Annotated in this window: 17 protein-coding genes and 1 pseudogene; 8 read left to right on the forward strand and 10 right to left on the reverse strand. The window is 38.4% G+C overall.

The genetic code is table 11. The features are described from left to right. Window positions 1-67 precede the first annotated feature (67 nt). Complete coding sequence (gene dmeF, locus WFN33_RS19145) at window positions 68-1,036, reverse strand: CDF family Co(II)/Ni(II) efflux transporter DmeF (RefSeq protein ID WP_336954619.1); 969 nt, start codon at window positions 1,034-1,036, stop codon at window positions 68-70. Window positions 1,037-1,123: 87 nt separating this feature from the next. Here dmeF and WFN33_RS19150 point away from each other — a divergent pair, with 87 nt between their 5' ends. After that, on the forward strand, window positions 1,124-1,390 hold the full coding sequence (locus WFN33_RS19150) for a metal/formaldehyde-sensitive transcriptional repressor (RefSeq protein ID WP_004818177.1): 267 nt from the start codon (window positions 1,124-1,126) through the stop codon (window positions 1,388-1,390). A gap of 161 nt (window positions 1,391-1,551) precedes the next feature. Continuing rightward, on the forward strand, window positions 1,552-2,733 hold the full coding sequence (locus WFN33_RS19155) for an MFS transporter (RefSeq protein WP_336954621.1): 1,182 nt from the start codon (window positions 1,552-1,554) through the stop codon (window positions 2,731-2,733). Window positions 2,734-2,765: 32 nt separating this feature from the next. Here the strand turns inward: WFN33_RS19155 and WFN33_RS19160 are convergent, their stop codons facing one another. The 6 genes from WFN33_RS19160 to rpmH all read right to left on the reverse strand — a co-directional run bounded on the left by WFN33_RS19160 (window position 2,766) and on the right by rpmH (window position 7,357). Further along, entirely contained in the window at window positions 2,766-3,128 is a 363-nt protein-coding gene (locus WFN33_RS19160; protein ID WP_004818181.1) for a NirD/YgiW/YdeI family stress tolerance protein, read from the reverse strand. Window positions 3,129-3,267: 139 nt separating this feature from the next. Then, window positions 3,268-4,632 (reverse strand): tRNA uridine-5-carboxymethylaminomethyl(34) synthesis GTPase MnmE, encoded by a 1,365-nt coding sequence (mnmE, locus tag WFN33_RS19165; RefSeq protein ID WP_336954623.1) that lies wholly within the window; start codon window positions 4,630-4,632, stop codon window positions 3,268-3,270. Between the two features lie 89 nt (window positions 4,633-4,721). Beyond that, the gene (gene yidC / locus WFN33_RS19170; protein ID WP_004718941.1) at window positions 4,722-6,461 is read right to left on the reverse strand and encodes a membrane protein insertase YidC; all 1,740 of its coding nucleotides are present in this window, start codon (window positions 6,459-6,461) and stop codon (window positions 4,722-4,724) included. A 5-nt stretch (window positions 6,462-6,466) separates the two neighbouring features. Further along, entirely contained in the window at window positions 6,467-6,787 is a 321-nt protein-coding gene (gene yidD, locus WFN33_RS19175; protein WP_004718939.1) for a membrane protein insertion efficiency factor YidD, read from the reverse strand. A 9-nt stretch (window positions 6,788-6,796) separates the two neighbouring features. Continuing rightward, complete coding sequence (gene rnpA, locus WFN33_RS19180) at window positions 6,797-7,189, reverse strand: ribonuclease P protein component (RefSeq protein ID WP_004718937.1); 393 nt, start codon at window positions 7,187-7,189, stop codon at window positions 6,797-6,799. Between the two features lie 33 nt (window positions 7,190-7,222). Further along, window positions 7,223-7,357 carry a 50S ribosomal protein L34 gene (gene rpmH / locus WFN33_RS19185; RefSeq protein WP_000831329.1) on the reverse strand — a complete coding sequence of 45 codons (135 nt, stop codon included), beginning with the start codon at window positions 7,355-7,357 and terminating at the stop codon, window positions 7,223-7,225. Window positions 7,358-8,050: 693 nt separating this feature from the next. Here rpmH and dnaA point away from each other — a divergent pair. From dnaA to gyrB, 4 genes are all read left to right on the forward strand, one after another. Further along, window positions 8,051-9,442, forward strand: coding sequence for a chromosomal replication initiator protein DnaA (gene dnaA, locus WFN33_RS19190; RefSeq protein WP_336954624.1), 1,392 nt, complete (start codon window positions 8,051-8,053; stop codon window positions 9,440-9,442). Window positions 9,443-9,553: 111 nt separating this feature from the next. Next, window positions 9,554-10,702 (forward strand): DNA polymerase III subunit beta, encoded by a 1,149-nt coding sequence (dnaN, locus tag WFN33_RS19195; RefSeq protein WP_336954626.1) that lies wholly within the window; start codon window positions 9,554-9,556, stop codon window positions 10,700-10,702. Between the two features lie 24 nt (window positions 10,703-10,726). Further along, window positions 10,727-11,809 carry a DNA replication/repair protein RecF gene (gene recF / locus WFN33_RS19200; protein ID WP_336954627.1) on the forward strand — a complete coding sequence of 361 codons (1,083 nt, stop codon included), beginning with the start codon at window positions 10,727-10,729 and terminating at the stop codon, window positions 11,807-11,809. A 52-nt stretch (window positions 11,810-11,861) separates the two neighbouring features. Then, window positions 11,862-14,330, forward strand: coding sequence for a DNA topoisomerase (ATP-hydrolyzing) subunit B (gene gyrB, locus WFN33_RS19205; protein WP_336954629.1), 2,469 nt, complete (start codon window positions 11,862-11,864; stop codon window positions 14,328-14,330). Between the two features lie 170 nt (window positions 14,331-14,500). Here gyrB and WFN33_RS19210 read toward each other — a convergent pair whose 3' ends face one another. Continuing rightward, on the reverse strand, window positions 14,501-15,508 hold the full coding sequence (locus WFN33_RS19210) for a putative solute-binding protein (protein WP_336954631.1): 1,008 nt from the start codon (window positions 15,506-15,508) through the stop codon (window positions 14,501-14,503). A 1,008-nt stretch (window positions 15,509-16,516) separates the two neighbouring features. After that, window positions 16,517-18,451 (reverse strand): ATP-binding cassette domain-containing protein, encoded by a 1,935-nt coding sequence (locus WFN33_RS19215; protein WP_336954633.1) that lies wholly within the window; start codon window positions 18,449-18,451, stop codon window positions 16,517-16,519. A gap of 467 nt (window positions 18,452-18,918) precedes the next feature. Here WFN33_RS19215 and WFN33_RS19220 point away from each other — a divergent pair. After that, window positions 18,919-19,921: pseudogene (locus tag WFN33_RS19220) on the forward strand (putative solute-binding protein). A gap of 64 nt (window positions 19,922-19,985) precedes the next feature. On the opposite strand, the gene tyrS reads toward WFN33_RS19220, so the two are convergent. After that, entirely contained in the window at window positions 19,986-21,200 is a 1,215-nt protein-coding gene (gene tyrS / locus WFN33_RS19225; protein WP_336954634.1) for a tyrosine--tRNA ligase, read from the reverse strand. Between the two features lie 82 nt (window positions 21,201-21,282). Between tyrS and WFN33_RS19230 the strand changes: the two genes are divergently transcribed. After that, complete coding sequence (locus tag WFN33_RS19230) at window positions 21,283-22,410, forward strand: anhydro-N-acetylmuramic acid kinase (protein ID WP_336954636.1); 1,128 nt, start codon at window positions 21,283-21,285, stop codon at window positions 22,408-22,410. Window position 22,411 lies beyond the last annotated feature (1 nt).

Consider the following 22,411-nt stretch of genomic DNA (forward strand, 5'->3'; position numbering starts at 1 on the left):
TGATTGCAATGGTTCTCTGCCAATCACAGTACCTTGAACTGTTAAAAAAGCTGTACTTTATTCTTGCTCAGGTTTCACGTGAAACCCAACTAAACATCGCGGTTTTATTGATTTCAACAGAAATATGCACCAATTGTTTATGAATAGATAAAGCATGACGTACCTGATCTGCATTTAAATTTTTATCATTGGATTCAAGCGCTAAAATCACTGAAAATTTGCCTTTAGCAACTTTCCACACATGAATATCGGTTATTTTGGCTTCAAAATTTAGACGCTCAATCACTTTACGTACTTCCTCGACGATAGGATCATCCATTTCCGCATCCAATAATGTTTGGGCCGTTTCTTTGATTAAACCCAATGACCAACGTCCGACTAAAATTGCCCCAACAATCCCCAATACAGCATCCAAAAAATCCCAACCCAAATACTTTGCAGCAAAGAGTGCAATAATCGCCAAGACAGAGGTCAGTGCATCTGCAACCACATGTAAAAACGCAGCTTTTTGATTTAAATCATGTCCATGATGGTCATTATGCATATGTGAATGATGGTGATGGTGATGGTGATGGTGATGGTCAGCATGATCGTGTAATAACCATGCACAAACCAAATTGACCAATAAGCCTAAAATAGCAATCAAAATCGCTTCATTATAATGAATCTGTACAGGATGAAATAAACGCACTAGCGACTGGAAGGCCATAAATAAGGCCACCACCATCAATAGAATTGCACTGCTATAGCCAGCAAGAATTTCAATCTTCCATGTGCCAAAACTAAAACGCGAATCCTGCGCATAATAATGAGCGGCTCGATAAGCAGCATAAGCCAAGCCTAATGCCAGCATATGCGAACTCATATGCCAACCATCTGCGAGTAATGCCATGGAATTAAAAATCCAGCCTCCCGCAATCTCAAAAAACATCATCAATCCAGTCAAAATGGTCGCCCATAAGATTTTCTTTTGTGCTAAAGGATTACCTTGATCAAATTGATGGCTATGCTTTCGCTGAATGGTTTTGAATTGCATGAGACATGATCCTATATACTCCCCTCAAGTATATAATTTCAATTTAAAATATACTATAAGGGAGTATATAAAATAGCGGATTAGTTTATGAGTCATTTACATCAAGATAAAAAAGTCCTCAATCGTGTGAAACGACTAAAAGGACAAATTCATGCGATTGAAGAAGCTTTGAATGATCAAAGCAGCTCATGTATCAGCGTTTTACAGCAAGTTGCGGCAATTAAAGGTGCCGTGAATGGCTTAATGAATGAATTGATTGAGCAGCATTTAACCGAGCATGTGATTAAAGACACTCAAGCCGTGGATGAAGCTGAATTACAAGAATTTTTAAAGTTGCTAAAACGCTATTCATAACTCAATTCACAGTCATCTGTGCTTGAATGTTTAAGTTTCCATTGACCCTTTACTGATTAAGTTTTAATCTTTCCATACTCAATTCCTTCCATGCCGAACTTTGTATTGAACAGGTTTGGCATTTTTATCTGCAAAACATTTGCATTTGAAGTCCTATATTTATGAATCAACAATCATGGCGTTCATTTTTAATGATCAGCCTAGCCTTATGTATTGGTACGATTGGTACAGCGCTTGCTAGCCCCTTATATCCAATTTATCAACAACTTTGGCAATTACTTCCAAGCCAGATCACCTATATTTTCGTGGCCTATATGTTTGGTTGCTTAACCACATTATTATTTTTAGGACGTAGCAGTAATAGTTTTGGTTTTATTCGTACCTTACAAATCGGGCTATTGTTTGCTGTGATTGGCTTAACACTTTCAGTGTTTGCATCAACCACATATTTGCTTGGATTTGGGCGCTTTATTATTGGTATTGCCTCTGGGTTGATCAGTACCTCCGCAATGTTAGGTTTGATTTATACCATTCCTGACTCACATAAGCAGAATGCAGCACAGTTAAGTTCAATTATTACCGTGATTGGCTTTGGACTTGGCCCGTTTATTGGTGGTGCAATCGCACAATTTTCTGATCGCCCACTTGTCACACCTTATTTACCCGTAATTGTTGCAGCAATCATCAGTTTGCTGAGTTTATTTACGATTAAAACCATGAGGTTTGAAAGGCAGCCATTTTCTATTGCGCCCCACTTACAACTGCCAGAAGCTCAATTTAAAAAACTGTTTTATATCGCCAGTTTTACCGCATTCTGTGCTTTTGGCTCATTTAGTTTATTTGCCTCATTAGCACCCTCCTTTATTCGAGATGTGATTCCTTGGCATGGGCCATTGGTCAGTGGTGCAACCATTGCCAGTATCTTAATGGTTTCTGCAATCGTCCAATTTATCGCAAAGTCTTTTGATATGCATAAAGCATTGAATACTGGCTTAGTCTTATTGATTTCCAGCTATATTATCTTATCGATCTGTATGACCATGCAGTGGAGTTTCTTATTCTTTTTGAGTGTGGTTTTGGTCGGAATGGGGCATGGTTTAACGTTACTGAGTGCTTTTGCATTGATTCACCACATGACCAATGTTGAAAATCGGGCAGCTGTGGTTTCCACTTATTTGTTTATTGCCTATTTTGGTACCATTGTGCCGATCATTAGCGCAGGCTTTTTATCTGATCATTTCGGTTTAATGGTTGGTGTTTTAGGCTTTTGTGCAGGAATTGGTATCTTATGTATTTATTTATTGATCAGTCATTTAAAAACTAAAGCTAGATCAAACATCTAGGCGCTGTGCGCCTAGATGTTGGTTAAAATCGATTATTGAATAATCTCAATTTTAACCACTTCTATATCAGTGGGTTTATAGCGGTGAGTATCCACTTCCCCTACAACTTTAACTTTGGTACCCGGTTTTAACTTTTTTAAATCGATAAGATCATCATCCACTTCGATCCCGATGGTTCCTGTACTGTCTTTTAGCTCATAATGTTCATGTTTTATTTGACGAACAATTGTCCCCGTCAAGGTAACAGCTGTTTCATCATTGGCACGTATTGCTTGTCCAATGGTGATCTTGTTTTTGGCAGCTTCTTGAATAATCACATGATCATCTTTACCTGCCCAAACATTTGACGTCATCACTAAAACAGCAATCGCAAGCAATAAAGGAGTTTTTTTCATGAAAAGAAGCCTTTGTTGAATATGTAATTGATCTTACAGTAAACAATTATAAGATTGATGTAAATTCAGCTTACAAAAGCACAACTTTTCATCAAAAAAAGCGGACTCATGTCCACTTTTAATCTTTTACAGTAAAAGATTACTTTCCAATACAGAACGAGCCAAAAATTACCCCTAACAGATCATCAGCACTAAAATCGCCTGTGATCTCAGCTAAGGCATTCTGTGCTAAACGCAACGATTCAGCGACCAGTTCACCCGCATGATAGACCTCAAGTTGCTCATGTGCTTCTGCAAGATAGTGCTGAGTGCGCTTCATTGCGTCTAAATGGCGAGTCCGTGCAATAAAGGTATCTTCTTCAGGATGGAAGCCAGCATGCGCTGTAATCGCATCTATAAGCGCTTGTACGCCCATTTCCTGCTTGGCCGACACGCTAATATGGCGAAAACCTTGAAAATCACTTAATTCAGGTGAATGTGTAGTTAAATCACACTTATTCCCAATCAACATCAAGCGTTTAGTTTCTAAATGATCTTCAAAATAGCGCTCAGCAAGTGCTAAAGGATTTTCACCTTGGCTGAGATCATAGACCAAAAGTAATAAATCCGCTTGTTCAATTTCTTTGATTGCTCGGCGAATGCCTTCTTTTTCGACCACATCACCTGTTTCACGTAAGCCCGCAGTATCGGTCAGTGTGATAGGCAAGCCATTTAAAGTAATTTTCTCATGCAGTACATCACGTGTTGTTCCTGCGATATCCGTAACAATGGCACGGTCATTTCCCGCCAAGGCATTCAATAACGAAGATTTACCCGCATTGGGCTTACCTGCAATCACCACTTGCAGACCTTCACGTAATAACTGTCCCTGGCGCGCAGAGTGTTGTACAGCAGAAACAGAAGATTGCACATCTTCAAGCAGATGAAGAATTTTTCCATCTGCCAAAAAGTCAATTTCCTCTTCAGGAAAATCAATCGCCGCTTCAACATGCAAACGTAAATGAATCAGTTTTTCCAACACGGTATTCACTTTATTGGAAAACGCACCTTGCAAAGAACGTACTGCTGAACGTGCAGCTGCTTGTGAGGTCGCATCAATTAAATCTGCAATCGCTTCAGCTTGAACCAAGTCCATTTTGCCATTTTCAAAGGCTCGCATGGAAAACTCGCCTGCTTTGGCGGCGATAGCACCCAGCTCAAACAATCGTGCAAGAAGTGCATTTTGAATTACAGGACCACCATGTCCCTGCAATTCCACCACATCTTCACCCGTAAACGAGTTTGGATTTGGAAAGCAAATTGCTAGGCCCTCATCCATCACTTCACCTTTTTCATCAAAAAACTGACGAAAACCAGCAAAGCGCGCTTGAGGAAGCACTTTTTGAGTTAAAGCTTGTGCAATCGCATAAGCCTTAGGACCAGATAGACGAATCACACCTACACCACCACGTCCAGGTGGAGTCGCAATTGCTGCAATTGTGGTTTGGCTTACAGGGTTGCTCATCTAAATTACTCAAACTTTGACAATAAAAAAATCCGCCTAAGATTACCATCTTAAGCGGATTTTTTCAGCTATTGCTTAATCTATGAAGATTAAACCACTTCGCTTGCGACTTTGGCTTTAGCAACATTTTTGTTGATAAACCATTGTTGCAGAATCGTGATCGAGTTGTTCACAATCCAGTATAAAACCAAGCCTGAAGGGAAGAACAGCATAAATACTGTAAACATGATCGGCATGATTTTGAAGACTTTAGCTTGCATTGGATCAGTAGGTTGTGGGTTCAACATTTGTTGAACAAACATCGTTACACCCATGATCAACGGCAAAATAAACCAAGGATCCATTGCAGATAAATCTTGAATCCAAAGCATCCATGGTGCATGACGAAGCTCAACAGATTCCATCAATACCCAATACAATGCTAAGAAGATTGGCATTTGCAACAACAATGGTAGACAACCCGCAAGTGGATTAACTTGCTCACGTTTGTAAAGCGCCATCATTTCTTGTGAGAAACGCATGCGGTCTTCACCAAACTCTTCTTTCATGCGTTGCATTTCAGGTGCAATCACACGCATTTTCGCCATAGAGCGATAGCTCTTAGACGACAAAGGCCAAAGAATAAGCTTAACCAATACAGTCAATAAGATAATTGACCAGCCCCAGTTACCCACAAGATTATGGAAGAACTGTAAGCCAGCAAATAATAATTTTGCAATTGGCCATAACCAACCATAGTCTACAGTTTGGTTTAAACCAACAGCCAAGTCTTTTAATTCAGATTGAATTTTTGGACCTGAGTAGAACGTTGCATCAATGCTCATTGCTTTTCCAGCTGGAACATTGATGGTTGGAGAAGTAAACCCGATGATATTCATACCATCTGCAGATTTACGAGATTCCAATTTTGCTGTGTATTCTTGACCGCCAAAATGACCTGGCATCCAAGCACTTACAAAATAATGCTGAACAATCGCAACCCATCCGCCTTTTGCTTCAGTGTTGAGTTTTTCATCGGTAAAATTTGCAAATTTTAGCTTGTTATAATGCTCATCAGGGGTACCCCAAGCGCCACCCAAATATGTTCCAAGTGTAAAAATCCCTTGCGAGGTTTTTCCTGGATCATCTGAGTTATCACGCTTAATTTGACCAAACATTTGTCCTTGCCAATTTTGCGCACTACGGTTGACAACCTGATAGCTCACATCGATTGGATATTGACCTTGTTTAAAGGTAAATGTTTTGATGATTTCAACGCCATCTGCTGTTTTAAATACCATTGGTACAGCTAAAACTTGAGATGTTTTGCCATCTTTGTCCTTGGCTGCTTTGGCATCTGCAATAGTATAAGCAGTTTTTTCAAACGCATAGTTTGGACGATCTGGCTTACTGTCCGGACCATTCAATCCAATTAACCCAGATTGCGCAACATAGGTACGTTTTGCATCACTTTCAAGCATAACAAAAGGCTGATCACTGTCTTTGCTCTTGTCATGATTCAGTAATTCAATACGAACAATATCACCACCTTTAGGACTAATCCAAAGATGATAAAGGTCAGTTTGTACTGAAATCAATTGTTGATTTGCTGTGGCTGGTGCAGCTGTATTCTGTTGTGCAGCAGCTATATTTGCTTGTGGAACATCGCTAGTGGCCGCAGTTGCTTGACCTTTTGGCAGATCGGCAGACACATCATGCGCTACAACAGCCTGCGGTGTCGCAGCCTTCGATGTATTGTCATGACCATAGTCTTTTTGCCAAGCCAAAATGAGCAAATATGCGGTGACTAACATGGCCCCAAGGATTGCAAACCTGGCCCATTGTTGCATATCTATTACCCCAAGTGGTTAGAGTGATTTTGGTTCAATAAACGTTCACGCAAGGGTACAGGAACATGAAGCGTTTGAGAATCTATTTGCTGAAATGAAATAAAACGAATTGTTTTTTTTGGCACAGGATCATAACCATACCCACCCCAAGGATGACAACGACACACGCGTTTGGTTGCTAACCAGCTACCTTTTAATGCGCCGTGCGTATGGATTGCTTCTAACGAATATTGAGAACAAGTCGGAATATAACGACAACGAGGTCCAATGAGAGGACTAATCGCAATTTGATAGAAACGAATCAACCAATGCAATAAACGAATCATTGGTATCCTCTATTTTTGAGGGGAAGATTGAGCTATTTTATGGTGCTTTTTAACAATGCGCTGCAATTTTAACCAAGCAAATTGTAATTGCTGAAAAAGCTCAGCATTTGGAACTGCTTCTATACCAACTTTAGGCATCACCACAATATCCAACAAATCTATATTTTGCTGGTTTAAGCGAAAACTTTCACGCGTTAAACGTTTTATTCGATTTCTTTCATGCGCACGGCGCACTTTCTTCTTTGCAACAACAATACCCAAACGGCTTTTAGGCTGTTCGGTGACTTTTGCTAAGAATATAAAATGGGGTTGATGCACTTTAAAAAGCGCACCATCAAATACATCTTTGTAATCAGCAGCGCAGTGGATTCTCACCTCTGGACTGAAACTATAAAGAGACATAACACCCAAGTCGTCTATCAACTGTTTAAAAGATTAAACAGTTAAACTATGACGGCCTTTTGCACGACGGCGAGCTAATACTTGACGACCAGCCTTAGTAGCCATACGAGCACGGAAACCATGAACACGCTTGCGCTTTAATTCAGATGGTTGGAATGTACGTTTCATATCGAAACTCCAAAATTGATCTTTTCTAAAGGTTCGCGATTGTATTGTGCATTCTTTATTCTGTCAATAAATATACACATTTCTTTTATATAGACGCTTTATTTTTACCCAGCCAACAACTTTATATAGATTAAATTGAATAAATTATTAAAAATATATATTCACAGCATAACTTATTATTTTATAATATAAATAAGAGTTACACACAGATATATCCTCAAAGTTATCCATAGGCTGATTCACAATTTAAATTTAATTTCTTAATTTTAAATTTAAAAATCGTGTTGTTTTGAATTTAAATTCATAACTTAAGCTTTATCCACAGAAATCCTGATCCTTATAAATAAATTCAAATTTAAAATTTATATTTATTATTATTAGGGAGCGTTTTTTCTGTGGAAAACAGCTTTTTTAAGATAAATAATAATAACTTACCCTGTGAGTATCCATGTTTCTATTAATTTGATGGATTGTGGATAACTTTCTGTGATAATTTATCCACAGCTTGTGGAAAACCTTATCCACAGTTGCTTTAAATTTAAATTTATTTACAGAAGGTTGCTTTTTTGAGCGAATTAGATTGAATTAACCATGACAGATGTGGATAACTTGGTTAGAATGGCGACCCCTTCACCTACTAGGGTAGGGGTAAATAGTCTTTTTTGAATTTAAAATTGAATGAAGGGGTTTCACATGCTTTGGACGGACTGCTTAACTCGCTTGCGACAAGAGCTCTCTGATAATGTCTTTGCCATGTGGATTCGTCCTTTGGTTGCAGAAGAAGTCGAAGATACTTTAAAACTGTATGCACCCAATCCATATTGGACTCGCTACATTCAAGAACATCATTTAGAACTGATTTCTATTTTGGCGGAACAATTATCTGAAGGGCGAATTCGCAAAGTCGAAATTATAGTCGACTCGCGTCCGGGAGCTATACTTTCTGCCTCTGAACAACCTGCGACAACAACAGCAGCACTTGAAAGTTCGCCTACACCCACCCATCATACAAAAGCTAAAAAAGATAAAGAATATGAAGTTGTTTCTGCAAAAAATGTGAAGAAACGCCAACTAAATCCATTGTTTAATTTTGCTCTATTTGTTGAAGGCCGTTCTAACCAAATGGCGGCTGAAACGTGTCGTAAAGTTTTAACACAACTGGGAGAATCTCAACATAATCCACTATTTTTATATGGTCCTACAGGGCTTGGTAAAACGCATTTAATGCAAGCAGTTGGGAATGCATTATTACAAGCAAAACCAAATGCGCGTGTAATGTATATGACTGCGGAAAGTTTTGTACAAGATTTTGTCAGCTCTCTGCAAAAAGGTAAGGTTGAAGAATTTAAAAAGAATTGCCGTTCTTTAGATTTATTATTGGTTGATGATATTCATTTATTGGCAGGTAAAGAAGCCAGTCTTGTCGAATTTTTCTATACATTCAATGCTTTATTGGATGAGTCTAAACAGATTATTTTAACCTCTGACCGTTATCCAAAAGAATTAACCGAATTGGATCCGCGCTTAGTATCGCGTTTTTCATGGGGATTATCGGTTGGAGTTGAACCACCAGATATTGAAACACGTATCGAAATTTTGCTGAAAAAAGCTGAAAGTAGTGGGATAGATCTTCCTCGCAATTGCGCTTTATTTATTGCACAACAAGTTGTTGCCAATGTGCGTGAGCTTGAAGGCGCTTTAAACAAAGTTGTGGCGATCTCGCGCTTTAAGGGTTCTGCAATCGATCTAGAAGTGGTTCGTGAGTCTTTGAAAGATGTCTTGGCGATTCGTGCCCGAACCATCAGTACTGAAAATATTCAGCGAGTGGTGAGTGAATACTTCCGAATTCCATTGAAAGAATTGGTGGGGCCAAAACGCACACGTATTTACGCTCGACCACGTCAGTTGGCGATGGGGCTAGCACGTGAACTGACTGGAGACAGTTTCCCTGAAATTGGGATGGCATTTGGCGGGCGTGATCACAGTACGGTCATGCATGCATGTGAAAAAGTGCAAAGTTTACGCGACGAAGATCCAATTTTTAATGAGGATTATAAAAACCTCATGCGCCTGTTACAAAGTTAAAATTTGTACAAATTACGCGCTTGCAATGCGGCATAAACTGCCGCATAGTACGTCATTAAAAAAAATTTATTACCCACATTTTCTGTCATATTTAGTTAGAGGAATTCCACCGTGCGTTTGAAAATCGCGAAAGAGAGCTTACTTAATGTTTTGTCCCATGTGGTAGGAGCAGTTGAACGTCGCCATACTTTAAACATTCTTTCAAACGTGAAAATTCAAGCTACAAATCAAGCGCTTACGATTACTGGATCAGATTTAGAAGTGGAGCTTGTTGCAAGTACAACTCTAGCTGAAGGCGCATGTTTACAAGCAGGGGAAACCACTGTTCCTGCACGTAAGTTAGTTGATATTTGTAAATCTTTACCAGCAGCAGCTTTGATTGATTTACAGATTACTGAAGATCAGCGCTGTATTTTAAAATCTGGAAACAGTCGCTTTGTTTTAGGGACGTTGCCTGCTGAAGACTATCCACTATTAACCAATGAAAATAGCCAGGGCACTCAAGTTAAAGTGACTGAACGTGAATTAAAGCGTTTATTTGAAAAAACTTCGTTTGCAATGGCTGTTCAAGATGTACGTTTTTATCTAACTGGTACATTATTGGAAATTGATGAAAATCAATTACGCGCAGTCACCACAGATGGACATCGTTTAGCATTGTGCGAAACATTGGCGTCTTCAACTGCTGCTCAATTGGTTCAAGCCATTGTTCCTCGTAAAGCAGTAGGTGAGTTACAGCGTCTTTTAAGTATCGAAGATGAGCAGCTTACTTTGTTAATTGGTCGTGAATTGCTGAATGTTACCATTCAAACCTCTAGCCGTGATAAAGAACAAGGCGATATTACCGTACGTTTCACCACTAAATTGATTGATGGGAAATTTCCTGATTATCGACGTGTGATTCCACGTGGTGGTGACAAAGTTGTAAATATTCCACATGATGTATTTAAGCAATCATTACAACGTGTTGCGATTTTAAGTAATGAAAAATTACGTGGGGTATTCTTAAATTTTAATGCTGATTCTTTGCAATTACGTGCCAATAACCCTGAGCAAGATGAAGCGATTGAAGATTTAGCTATTCAATATGCCAATGCTCCTATGGAAATGTCATTTAATGCTCAATATATTTTAGAGGTATTAAGTGTTTTAGATGGTGATGATGTTGCAATGACCATGTCTGAAGCGAATCAATCTGTATTGGTACAAGATCCAACACAATCTAATCAAACTTACGTTGTAATGCCGATGCGTGTTTAATTGATTTATTTTTAAATCATAGCCATGCATATTACGCGTTTAAATATACAACGTGTTCGAAACCTCAAGACGGTTGCCCTCCATGAGTTGCAACCGTTTAATGTTTTTTACGGACAAAATGGTTCAGGAAAAACTTCCATTTTGGAAGCCATCCATTTATTGGCAACAGGTCGATCTTTTCGAACACATATCCCTAAAAATTACATTCAAAGTAATCAATCAGACGCCATTGTTTTTGCTCAATCACTGACCGAAAAGATTGGTATGCAAAAGCTACAAAGTGGTGAGCAGTTAATTAAGGTAAATGGTGATACTGTTGCAACCCAAGGGCAACTTGCCAAAATCTTGCCATTGCAACTGATTGATCCGTTAAGTACTGATATTATCGATCATGGTGCAAAACCACGTCGCCAATTATTGGATTGGCTCATGTTTCACGTGGAACCAGATTTCTATCATGCATGGCAATATTATTCACGCGCTTTAAAACAAAGAAATAGCTTACTTAAAACGAAACGTAATCTGACGTTGCTCGATTTAGAGCCGTGGAACAAAATGCTTAGTGATTATGGTGAAATGTTGCATTCTCAACGGGTCGAAATTATTGAGCAATGGAAGTTATATTTACAAGAAGATTTGGGGCAGTTATTGCCCGATTTAAAGATTGAGATGGAATACAGTGCAGGGTTCCATGTGGAACATGGTTTAGCCCATGATTTGATTCTATATCACCAAAAAGATGTTGATCGACGTTATACCGAATATGGGCCTCATCGTGCAGATATTCGATTAAAAACTCCATTAGGTGAAGCGGATGTGGTACTGTCTAGAGGGCAGAAAAAGTTATTGATAATGGCTTTAAAACTATCACAAATTGCCATGTTACATGCCTGTAATAAAGAAACTGTGGTATTATTAGATGATGTAACAGCAGAATTAGATTTAAGCGCACAACAACGTTTAATTGAGCGATTGAGCCAACTTGGTAGTCAAGTTTTTATTACCACACTAGACCATGAATCAGTAAAAAAACATTTACATGATTTGTCTATTTCCTACCAGTTATTCAATGTTGACCAAGGTCAGGTAAGTGTTGTTGCAACATGATTTTAGATTTTAGCCAATTTTGGAAAGACCTATTTTTCACTAGGGAGAAACCATGAGTTCAGAAGATCAAATAGCTTCTCAAACAGAACCCACCATTGAAAAGGCTTATGATTCCTCTAGTATCAAAGTATTACGTGGTCTAGATGCAGTTCGTAAACGCCCAGGTATGTATATTGGTGATACTGATGATGGTTCAGGCTTACACCATATGGTATTTGAGGTGGTCGATAACGCGATTGATGAAGCTTTAGCTGGTCATTGTGATGAAATTTTAGTGACTATTCATGAGGATGAGTCAGTCAGCGTTGCAGATAATGGACGTGGTATTCCAACCGATATTCACCCAGAAGAAGGTGTCTCTGCTGCAGAAGTAATTCTTACTATTCTGCATGCAGGTGGTAAGTTTGATGATAATAGCTATAAGGTTTCAGGTGGTTTGCACGGCGTAGGTGTATCTGTAGTCAATGCACTTTCAAGCAAACTAGAACTTACGATTCATCGTGCTGGCCACATTCATCAACAAGAATATAAACATGGTGATCCAGTTTACCCGTTAAAAATTGTGGGTGATGTTGAAACGACAGGGACTATTGTTCGTTTCTGGCCGAGTACTGAAACGTTTAGCCAAACGATTTTTAATGTCGATATTTTGGCACGTCGCTTACGTGAGCTTTCATTCTTGAATGCCGGTGTACGTATTGTCCTACGTGATCAACGTGTTGCCTTAGAACATGTCTTCGATTATGAAGGTGGTTTATCTGAGTTTGTAAAATATATCAATCAAGGTAAAACCCATCTCAATGAAATCTTCCATTTCACCACACAAGCTGAAAATGGCATAGGTGTTGAAGTTGCTTTACAATGGAACGATACCTATCAAGAAAATGTTCGTTGTTTTACCAATAATATTCCACAAAAAGATGGTGGGACGCATTTAGCTGGTTTCCGTGCAGCGTTGACGCGTGGCTTAAACAACTATATGGAAAATGAAAACTTACTCAAAAAAGAGAAAGTTGCGGTTAGTGGTGATGATGCGCGTGAAGGCTTAACAGCAATTGTTTCAGTCAAAGTACCTGATCCTAAATTCTCATCACAAACTAAAGAAAAATTGGTGTCGAGTGAAGTTAAACCTGCTGTCGAGCAGGCAATGAATAAAGCCTTTTCTGAATATTTATTAGAAAATCCTCAGGCTGCAAAATCTATTGCAGGCAAAATCATTGATGCTGCACGTGCGCGTGATGCTGCGCGTAAAGCACGAGAAATGACACGTCGTAAGAGTGCACTTGATATCGCCGGTCTTCCAGGTAAATTGGCAGACTGTCAGGAAAAAGATCCAGCACTTTCAGAATTATACTTAGTCGAGGGTGACTCTGCGGGCGGTTCTGCAAAACAAGGCCGTAACCGTAAAATGCAAGCCATTCTTCCGCTCAAAGGTAAAATTCTTAATGTGGAACGTGCACGTTTCGATAAGATGATTTCATCTCAGGAAGTGGGTACGCTGATTACTGCATTAGGATGCGGTATCGGTCGTGAAGAATATAACCCAGACAAGTTGCGTTATCATAAAATCATTATCATGACCGATGCTGACGTGGATGGTTCTCACATTCGTACCCTACTTTTGACTTTCTTCTTCCGTCAAATGCCAGAACTTGTGGAACGTGGCTATATTTATATTGCACAACCACCACTGTATAAACTGAAAAAGGGTAAGCAAGAGCAATACATTAAAGACAATGATGCTTTAGAAACGTATTTGATTTCAAATGCGATTGATGAACTTGAATTACGTGTCAATGCTGAAGCGCCTGCAATTCGTGGTGTAGCACTAGAGAAAGTGATTGCCGATTATCAAACCTCTCAAAAAAGTTTGCAGCGTTTAACCGTGCGCTATCCTGCGACTCTGCTTGATGGTTTGTTAAGTCTTGAGCATTTTAAACTTGATCAAAATCATGACCAAGATTATGTACAACAATGGGGTGAAAAACTTCGTGCTGCGATCGAAACAACGCAACCAAGTTTACGTCCAGTGTTGAGCTTGGAATCATTTGATAAAGAAACTGCTGATGGGCTTAAAACGACGATTTATTTCCCGCGTATAACGATTTATGTGCACAATTTACCGCATAGCTATTTATTAGATGCGGGGTTATTGGCATCGGGCGAATATAAGCGTTTATTGCAGAACTCGAAGAGCTGGTTCACTTTGTTAGAAGACGGTGCTTATCTGCAAAAAGGCGAACGTAAAATCAACGTTTCGACTTTCCATCAGGTTTGGCAACACATTTTGACAGATTCACGTCGCGGCATGATGATCCAACGCTATAAAGGTTTGGGTGAGATGAATGCTGAACAGCTTTGGGAAACTACGATGGATCCTGAAAACCGTAATATGCTGCAAGTGACCATTGATGATGCGATTGAAGCCGATCGTATGTTTGCATGTTTAATGGGCGATGATGTAGAACCACGTCGTGCGTTCATTGAGGAAAATGCATTAAATGCAGATATTGATGCTTAATTAAACTCATTCTAACCAGTAAATAAGGGAATAGACCTCGGTTTATTCCCTTTTTTATATCGTTATTTTAATTTTGATAGTACTTTTGCTTCTATTTAAAAATTTAAAGCAAAAAAACCAGCTTATCAAAGCTGGTTTTTTGTAGGCTTTAGCTTATTTCATCTAAAGTATTATTCACCACCAAGCGTACATTCAAAGTTGGCTTTATCTACTGAACAACGTGCTTTTTTCAACACAGACATCATACCTGCGTCATAAATACCTTGTTTAGTCAGTTCTAAACGGCCATCACGCATTAACTTTTGGTATTTCAGTTTATCTTCAGCGGTTAAATTCATTTTGTATTTTGCTGGAATAGTTGCTTCTAGACGATTAATCATAGCAAAGCTTTTTGGCAAGTTTTTCACAAAATAATCACGAGATTTTTGACCAAAGCCTGCAGGGAATTTTTCAGGACGGATGACAAAGTCAGCAGTTACTTGTAATACTGGGAAGTTAAACATTGCCCCATTTGCACCTAAACCTTTTTGAATTTCAAGAGGTTTGTAGGCATAAGCAGGTGCTCCGACCATATCAACTTGACCATTGTTAAATTTTGCAACAAAGTTTGTGATATCTGAAGGAACAGCTTGTGCACCAACACGTTGTACTAGAATTTTTTGAGCGCTATCATAGCTTAAAACAGCAAACTTTTTACCAGCGGCTTTTTCAATTGAGTTGATATTTTTATCACGTACAAAAATAAATGCTGAACCAAGTGGTGCAATACCAGCAACTTCGTATTTTTTACCACCCAATGTTGTGGTCATTTTTGCAGCATTACGCGCATCTAAGGCAAAAGTAATGGCTTTTTGTGCAATCGCATTACTTGGCACACCGCCAATAGAGTCGATTGAACCCACAAATTTATTGTATTGACGTGCACGCATTGCAGTCATAAATACGCCATCGCATTTGCCTGCTTTAAAGTCGTTATCTGCAACAGCTTCGTCTTGTTTTGGGATGAGATTGATATCAGCGCCCCAACTTTTTGCTGATAATGCCCATTCTTGCGCCATTTGAAATGACTCACCTGACTTACCTAATAAATCAAATACGCAGACATCTGTCGCAGCTTGAGATGCTGAACTAAATCCAACGATTGAAGTTGCAGCAATAGCGAATACAATTTTTTTCATATTTTCTTCCTTATCTATTTATCCATCTTTAGGAACTTTTCCATAAGCGCAATATTAATCAGCTTTGTTTGAAAAAAATAGAGCATTTACTCCATTTATTATTTTTTTTTTGACAATTATTGTGAATTAGCGAGTTAACTCTCATTTCAGAGGCAAGCTTTTTATAAATAAATCAGTTTTTTAAGCTGAGTTATGTTTTTTCATTACAAATTGTTCGAAATTCATGATCTATGTAATTTTAAATAATTTTGCTGAAATTAAAAAAAATAGATGAATGTTCATTATAAAAAGCGACGAACGGTTAAATTTTGCACTTGAATTTTGTTCTATTAATAACCAAAATAATGTTGATAAGTATGTGGGTAACTTGGCAATTAGGCCTAAATTCAATGAATACAGACTGATTTATTTGCATATTAAATTTCAAAATCGTTAAAAATTCCTCTTAAAAAATGAGTCAGAAGAACTATTTTAAAATTTTAACTTATCCACAAACAATTGATAAAAATATTTTTAAATTCAAATGAATTGTCCTTTTTAAAGCCTTTTTTACTATTATTTAGATATGCTAATATGTTCCACGGTGTGAATTATCTATTATAAATAAAAGTTATGATTGTATTTTGTGGATTTGAAGATGCTTTTAGGCTTGGAAGTGACTGGATGTTAAATAAAATAAGCTTATGATTTTTATTGGATTATTGTGTTAAAAAGCCTTCTTTTGATCTGTGGGTCTCGAATAATGAGAATCAATACGAGAATGTGTTTGCATAGCGTGGCTATGTATTGAATTACTGAAGATTTATGAGAAGTGATAAAGCGCTTTAAATTTTGTTGAAATGATTAAGTTGCGGTTAAAAATTTAAATAATAAAATGTTTTAATTAGTTAGGTTGTTGATTATTAATGTTATTTTATTAAAAATAAAGCTAGAAAAAGCATCTGCCTATTTCTAGCTGATTTGAGGAGCTTATTGTATTAAATAGTACTTTTTAATTAAAAGTGCCTTTTAATCGAAAGAACTTTCTAATGTTTCTAGTTCCATCATCAATTCAAGCATTTTTTCTTCAGCTTGTTCTAATTTTACTTTTAACTCTGTCTGTTCATTCATGAGTTTGAGTAAATCTTCTTTACGGTTTGCCTCATAAAGGGTTGAGTCTGCAAGTAATGCTTCAATTTCTACAAGTCTAGGTTGAATTTTTCCAATTTGACTTTCAATTTTCTCGATATTTTTACGAATAGGACGGCTCAGTTCACGTTGACGAGCTGCTTCTTTACGTTGTGCTTCTTTATCGAGTTTTGAAATACTTGGTTTTTCAACCACCTGAGATTGAACAGGGGCACTAGGCTGTTGTCCATTCTTGATCATATCGATACGTGCTTGACGTAACCACGTTGCATAATCTTGTAAATCCCCGTCAAATTCCTTACTTTGACCTGCATGGACCAAAATAAGTTCATCACAGACTGAAGCGATCAGCTGACGCTCATGGGAAACTAAAACCACAGCCCCTTCAAAATCCTGTAAAGCCATCGTAAGTGCATGGCGCATATCTAAATCTAAATGGTTAGTAGGTTCGTCGAGAATTAAAACATTTGGACGTAACCAAACGATTAAAGCCAAAGCCAAACGCGCACGTTCACCGCCAGAGAAGCTTTCACTTGGGGTGTCCATACGTTCGCCACTAAAGCCAAAACTTCCTAAAAAGGAGCGTAAGGCTGCTTCACTGATTTTCGGGTCAGCAATGCGAGAAAGTTGTAACATCGGGCTGGCATTGCCATCTAAAGCATCCATTTGATGCTGGGCAAAATAACCAATATTGAGTAATTCTGAATCTTTACGTAAACCTTGAATCAGTGGCAAATCACCCACTAAAGATTTGATTAGGGTCGATTTACCTGCACCATTCATTCCCAGTAAACCGATACGACTACTTGGTGTAATCTGCAAATTTACATTGGTGACAATCAATTTATCGCCATAGCCAATATCTGCATGTTCAAGTGTGAGCAGTGGTGAACTCATTTTGCTTGGTTCACGGAAACTAAAGGTAAATGGATTATCCACATGTGCAGGGGCAAGCTCTTGCATACGTTCAAGTTGTTTAATGCGGCTTTGCGCTTGTCGTGCTTTAGTCGCTTTGGCTTTAAACCGGTCAATAAATTTTTGTAAGTGTGCTTTAGCTTCTTGTTGCTTTTCAAAAGCTTGTTGTTGTTGTGCTAATCGCTCAGCACGTGTAGTTTCAAAAGTTGAGTAGTTGCCGGTATATAAAGTCAGTACTTGATTTTCGATATGCAAAATATGATCTGTGATTGCATCTAAGAAATCGCGGTCATGTGAAATTAAAATGAGTGTCCCTTCATATGCCTTGAGCCAATCTTCTAACCATAAAATTGCATCTAAATCTAAATGGTTGGTCGGTTCATCGAGTAATAGTAAGTCTGAACGACTCATCAGGGTACGAGCAAGATTTAAACGCATCCGCCACCCACCAGAGAAACTTGAAACCAAAAGTTCTGATTGATGCTCAAAAAAACCTAAACCGGCCATCAGTTGAGATGCTTTAGATGCAGCTGTATAGCCATGAATTTCTTCAAAACGGCTATATAAATGCGCTAACTCATCATTACTCAAATCTTCAGAATGGTTTAGTTTGTCTTGTATTAGCCAATATTCTTCATCGCCAGATAATACAAAATCAATAGCTTTCATATCTAAGGCTTTGATTTCCTGAGCCATATGGGCAACGGTCCATATATTTGGACGGGTTAAGCTACCACTGTCTGACTCCATTCCACCCAAAAGTGCTGAGAACAATGTGGATTTACCCGCACCATTTACACCTGTTAAACCAATTTTCCAACCAGGATGAAGTTGCATAGACGCTTTTTGGAATAAAATGCGTCCACCACGGCGAATTGAAAGTTGGTCTAACTGAATCATAGGAAACTGACTATTGAATATCGGATGCGGTATAGTAAAGGATAAATGGTAGAGTTCAAAAAATGTATTTGATAAAAGAAGTGACAAAATGTCTTTTCTTGAGTGAAAAGCACAATAAATTGGGTAAATAGGATCAATTCAAAAAAATAAACAATGCTTTATGGTGCATGCTTAAATAAAAAAAGCGTATATCTCGCAAACCAGCAATAATCATTAGAATATTTTAATTTTAAAACCACTCAATAAAAAACCGCTCAATGAAATCAGCTCAGCTACTTATTTTTATCAGAATTTTGCCCTGAATTTTTTATCTCATCTAAAAGTTGGTTAAAAAATTAATACAAAATATCCAATTTATGTAGAATTAATCACAGTATCACCTAAAAATATGCAGTTAAAGTAAAAGACTCGGATTGCTTTTACATCTACAAGGATAAATCTATTTATAAAAATATGGATGTGAGATGATGAATAAAATAGGATATTTACCGATTATTTTTTCAGCTTTTTTCACCTCTGCTACACGCAAAACAAAATGTGTGTGTGTTTGATTTACTGGGTAAAGCGGGTTAATCTTATAAACTCTTGGAAGAATGGGCTTTAGCAGCCAAAGCATGGGGCGCTGATATTAATTTAACCGTGTATCAGTCAGAAGAAGCCGTGGATAAAAAATTTAAAACCAATAAATGTGATGCTGCTGCAATGACCACCATGCGCTCACGTGAATACAATAAATTTGGTGGATCTATTGATGCTTTGGGAGGAATTCCCAACAATGAAATTGCCAGAAGAGCGATCAACTATGCCTTGGATAAACGCAATGCAAAAAGATTAGTTTCTGAAAAAAATGGGGTCAAATATGAATTGGCAATGATTACCCCGATTGGTATTGCTTATATCTTTGTTAAAGATCGCGCAATGAATACTTTGGAAAAGGGTAAAGGTAAAAAGTTTGCATATCTGCATTACGATCTTGCACAAAAGGTTGCCGTTGAACGTGTAGGTGCAATCGGGGTTCCTTCTGATATTTTTAATTTTGTGAAAAAATTTAATGATGGTGAGGTGGATGCGATTGCTTCGCCAGCCTATGCCTATAAACCATTGGAAATTTATAAAGGTTTAGCTAGCAATGGTGCAATGTTTACTTATCCCGTAGTGAATGTGACTGCCGATTTAATTATTAAACCTGAGCAGTTTCCAGAAGGTTTTGGTATTAAGTCACGTGAGTGGGCTGTGAAGCAGTTACCAAGTTCATTTAAGAAAATATAAAAAATGGAAGCTGAAATTCCAGCAAAATATAAATTAAATGTATCTAAGGATGATGCACTCCGTTATCAGAAATTATTGCGAGAAGGGCGGATTGAGTTAACAAAAAGAGGGGTGTACGATCCTGTGATGATGTCGGTACTGAAAAAAGCACGCTGTACGGTAGATCGCACCCACTTTGAATGTTCACTTGCAGGTGAATAAATTTATTCAATAAAAAAAGCCATCAATGTTGATGGCTTTTCTGGTTTTATTGGCTTACACGGGATTAATCGGTAAAGTTCACTTTTGCAATGGCTTTTTTACTTGCCTGAATAACCAAAGTAACATTTTCTTTTACAGTGAAGTTTGCATCCACAACTTCCCAATCTACTTTTACGGCTCCACGTGAAACAGCATCTTTAGATTGTGCTGAATTCTTGGTTAAGCCTGCGGCACGTAAAATAGAAACAATCGAGATTTCTCCGTTGTATTCACCACGAGAAATAGTCACTTCAGGCGTACCTTCAGGTAGCTCGCCTTCAGTGATTAAGTTACCCGCACCTTTATGTGCATGTTCAGCAGCTTCTGCGCCATGGAAGCGTTCAACCAACTCAAGTGCAAGAATTTTCTTAATGTCTTGCGGATTACGACCTTCAGCCATTTCTTTGAGAAGAACGTCAATTTCGTCCATAGACTTAAAGCTGAGTAATTCAAAATAGCGTTCAATCAAGCTGTCAGGCATAGACAATACTTTTTGGTACATTGCGCCTGGGGCATCAAATACACCAATATAGTTGCCTAAAGACTTCGACATTTTATTGACACCATCCAAACCTTCTAGGATTGGTACGGTAATGCATACTTGAGCTTCTTGGTCATAACGACCTTGAAGAGTACGCCCCATGAGTAAGTTAAAGGTTTGGTCTGTACCACCAAGCTCAACATCAGCTTCAAGCGCGATAGAGTCGTAACCTTGAACCAAAGGATATAAAAACTCATGAATAGCAATCGGTTGATGGCTATTATAGCGTTTAGTGAAATCATCACGTTCGAGCATACGCGCAACAGTTTGTTGCGAAGCCAATTGAATCAAATCAGCAGCGGTTTTTGTTGCAAACCATTCCGAGTTAAAACGAACTTTGGTTTTATTTGGATCAAGAATTTTAAACACTTGTTCTTGATATGTTTTGGCATTTTCTAAAACTTGTTCACGCGATAGCGGTGGACGAGTCGCACTCTTACCTGTTGGGTCACCAATCATGGCAGTATAATCACCAATCAAAAAGGTGACATCATGACCTAGATCTTGAAACGCTTTTAATTTGTTAATTAAAACAGTATGACCCAAATGTAAATCTGGTGCAGTTGGATCAAATCCTGCTTTAATTTTTAAAGGACGATTTTCTTTTAGTTTCTTCAGAAGATCTTCTTCAGAAATAATTTCGTGAGTGCCTCGGCGAATGAGGGCAAGTTGTTCTTCAGCCGGCAGGAAATTTGACATTACAAAAACCCAAATACTTCAGTTAGACTATTTGTGCGATATACTAACATTTTTTCAGCATAATGCAGGCGAAGAATATCTCATGACAACAATCTATATTGGCGTAATGACTGGAACCAGCATGGATGGCGTCGATTTTGTTGCTGCTTCATTTGATCCTTTACATCTCCATGCCACGCTTACAGTCGCTTTTGATCCTCATTTACGTGATGAATTAATGGCATTGACCTTACCTGATGATAATGAAATCGATCGAATGGGTAAGGCTGATGTTGCTCTTGCAACCATGATTGGCAATGGTATTAACCAACTCATACAAGAAAATAATTTAGATAAAAGCCAAATTAAAGCGATTGGTTGTCATGGACAAACCATTCGGCATCGCCCAGAACATGGGTTTACTTTACAAATTGGTGATCCAAATATTATTACGGAAATTACTCAAATTCCTGTGATTTCAGATTTTCGTCGTCGTGATATGGCGGCAGGTGGGCAGGGTGCTCCTCTAGTTCCAGCGTTTCATCAAGCTTTATTCCAGCATTCAACCATTCATCGAGTGATTCTCAATTTAGGGGGGATTGCCAATGTCAGCATGCTGCCTGCTGGTGATGAGCAGAATGTTTATGGTTTTGATACAGGTCCTGCCAATATTCTTATGGATGCGTGGTGTCATCGTTATACCGGACAACCTTATGACGAAAATGGCAATTGGGCCGCTTATGGTCAACCGATACGTTCATTATTAGACCGCCTGCAAGCAAATGAATACTTCTCTAAAGAACCTCCAAAAAGTACAGGGCGTGAGGACTTTAATTTGGAATGGTTAGATGAGCAGATTTTAGATTGGCGCAATGATTTAGAATACGATGAATTAGAAGATACCCCTGAAAATATTCAGGCAACATTGATGAAACTCACGACACGTGCCATCAAGAAAGCCATTTATCGTTCGCCCCTAGATACGGGTGAGGTCTATGTTTGTGGTGGAGGTGCTTATAACTCACATCTACTTGAACAACTCCGTTGGCGTCTACGTAAGCACAACTGGTCTGTACAATCGACTTCTGCATTAGGTTTAGCACCGACATGGGTAGAAGCAACCGCATTTGCGTGGCTCGCCATGCGCTTTGACCAACAGTTAAGTGGCAACCTACCTGCTGTTACAGGGGCAAAAGGCTATCGTATCTTAGGCACGATTACAGTAGTTTAAA

The organism is Acinetobacter sp. AS167, assembly GCF_037152175.1.
Taxonomy (GTDB): Bacteria; Pseudomonadota; Gammaproteobacteria; order Pseudomonadales; family Moraxellaceae; genus Acinetobacter.

What these genes read in the sequence shown, in the direction of transcription:
- WFN33_RS19215 (WP_336954633.1), bottom strand. Translation starts at nt 18,451, where the DNA reads ATGATTCAGTTAGACCAACTTTCAATTCGCCGTGGTGGACGCATTTTA.
- yidD (WP_004718939.1), bottom strand. Translation starts at nt 6,787, where the DNA reads ATGATTCGTTTATTGCATTGGTTGATTCGTTTCTATCAAATTGCGATT.
- yidC (WP_004718941.1), bottom strand. Translation starts at nt 6,461, where the DNA reads ATGCAACAATGGGCCAGGTTTGCAATCCTTGGGGCCATGTTAGTCACC.
- dnaA (WP_336954624.1), top strand. Translation starts at nt 8,051, where the DNA reads ATGCTTTGGACGGACTGCTTAACTCGCTTGCGACAAGAGCTCTCTGAT.
- tyrS (WP_336954634.1), bottom strand. Translation starts at nt 21,200, where the DNA reads ATGTCAAATTTCCTGCCGGCTGAAGAACAACTTGCCCTCATTCGCCGA.
- mnmE (WP_336954623.1), bottom strand. Translation starts at nt 4,632, where the DNA reads ATGAGCAACCCTGTAAGCCAAACCACAATTGCAGCAATTGCGACTCCA.
- WFN33_RS19210 (WP_336954631.1), bottom strand. Translation starts at nt 15,508, where the DNA reads ATGAAAAAAATTGTATTCGCTATTGCTGCAACTTCAATCGTTGGATTT.
- rnpA (WP_004718937.1), bottom strand. Translation starts at nt 7,189, where the DNA reads ATGTCTCTTTATAGTTTCAGTCCAGAGGTGAGAATCCACTGCGCTGCT.
- gyrB (WP_336954629.1), top strand. Translation starts at nt 11,862, where the DNA reads ATGAGTTCAGAAGATCAAATAGCTTCTCAAACAGAACCCACCATTGAA.
- rpmH (WP_000831329.1), bottom strand. Translation starts at nt 7,357, where the DNA reads ATGAAACGTACATTCCAACCATCTGAATTAAAGCGCAAGCGTGTTCAT.
- WFN33_RS19150 (WP_004818177.1), top strand. Translation starts at nt 1,124, where the DNA reads ATGAGTCATTTACATCAAGATAAAAAAGTCCTCAATCGTGTGAAACGA.
- dmeF (WP_336954619.1), bottom strand. Translation starts at nt 1,036, where the DNA reads ATGCAATTCAAAACCATTCAGCGAAAGCATAGCCATCAATTTGATCAA.
- WFN33_RS19155 (WP_336954621.1), top strand. Translation starts at nt 1,552, where the DNA reads ATGAATCAACAATCATGGCGTTCATTTTTAATGATCAGCCTAGCCTTA.
- WFN33_RS19160 (WP_004818181.1), bottom strand. Translation starts at nt 3,128, where the DNA reads ATGAAAAAAACTCCTTTATTGCTTGCGATTGCTGTTTTAGTGATGACG.
- recF (WP_336954627.1), top strand. Translation starts at nt 10,727, where the DNA reads ATGCATATTACGCGTTTAAATATACAACGTGTTCGAAACCTCAAGACG.
- WFN33_RS19230 (WP_336954636.1), top strand. Translation starts at nt 21,283, where the DNA reads ATGACAACAATCTATATTGGCGTAATGACTGGAACCAGCATGGATGGC.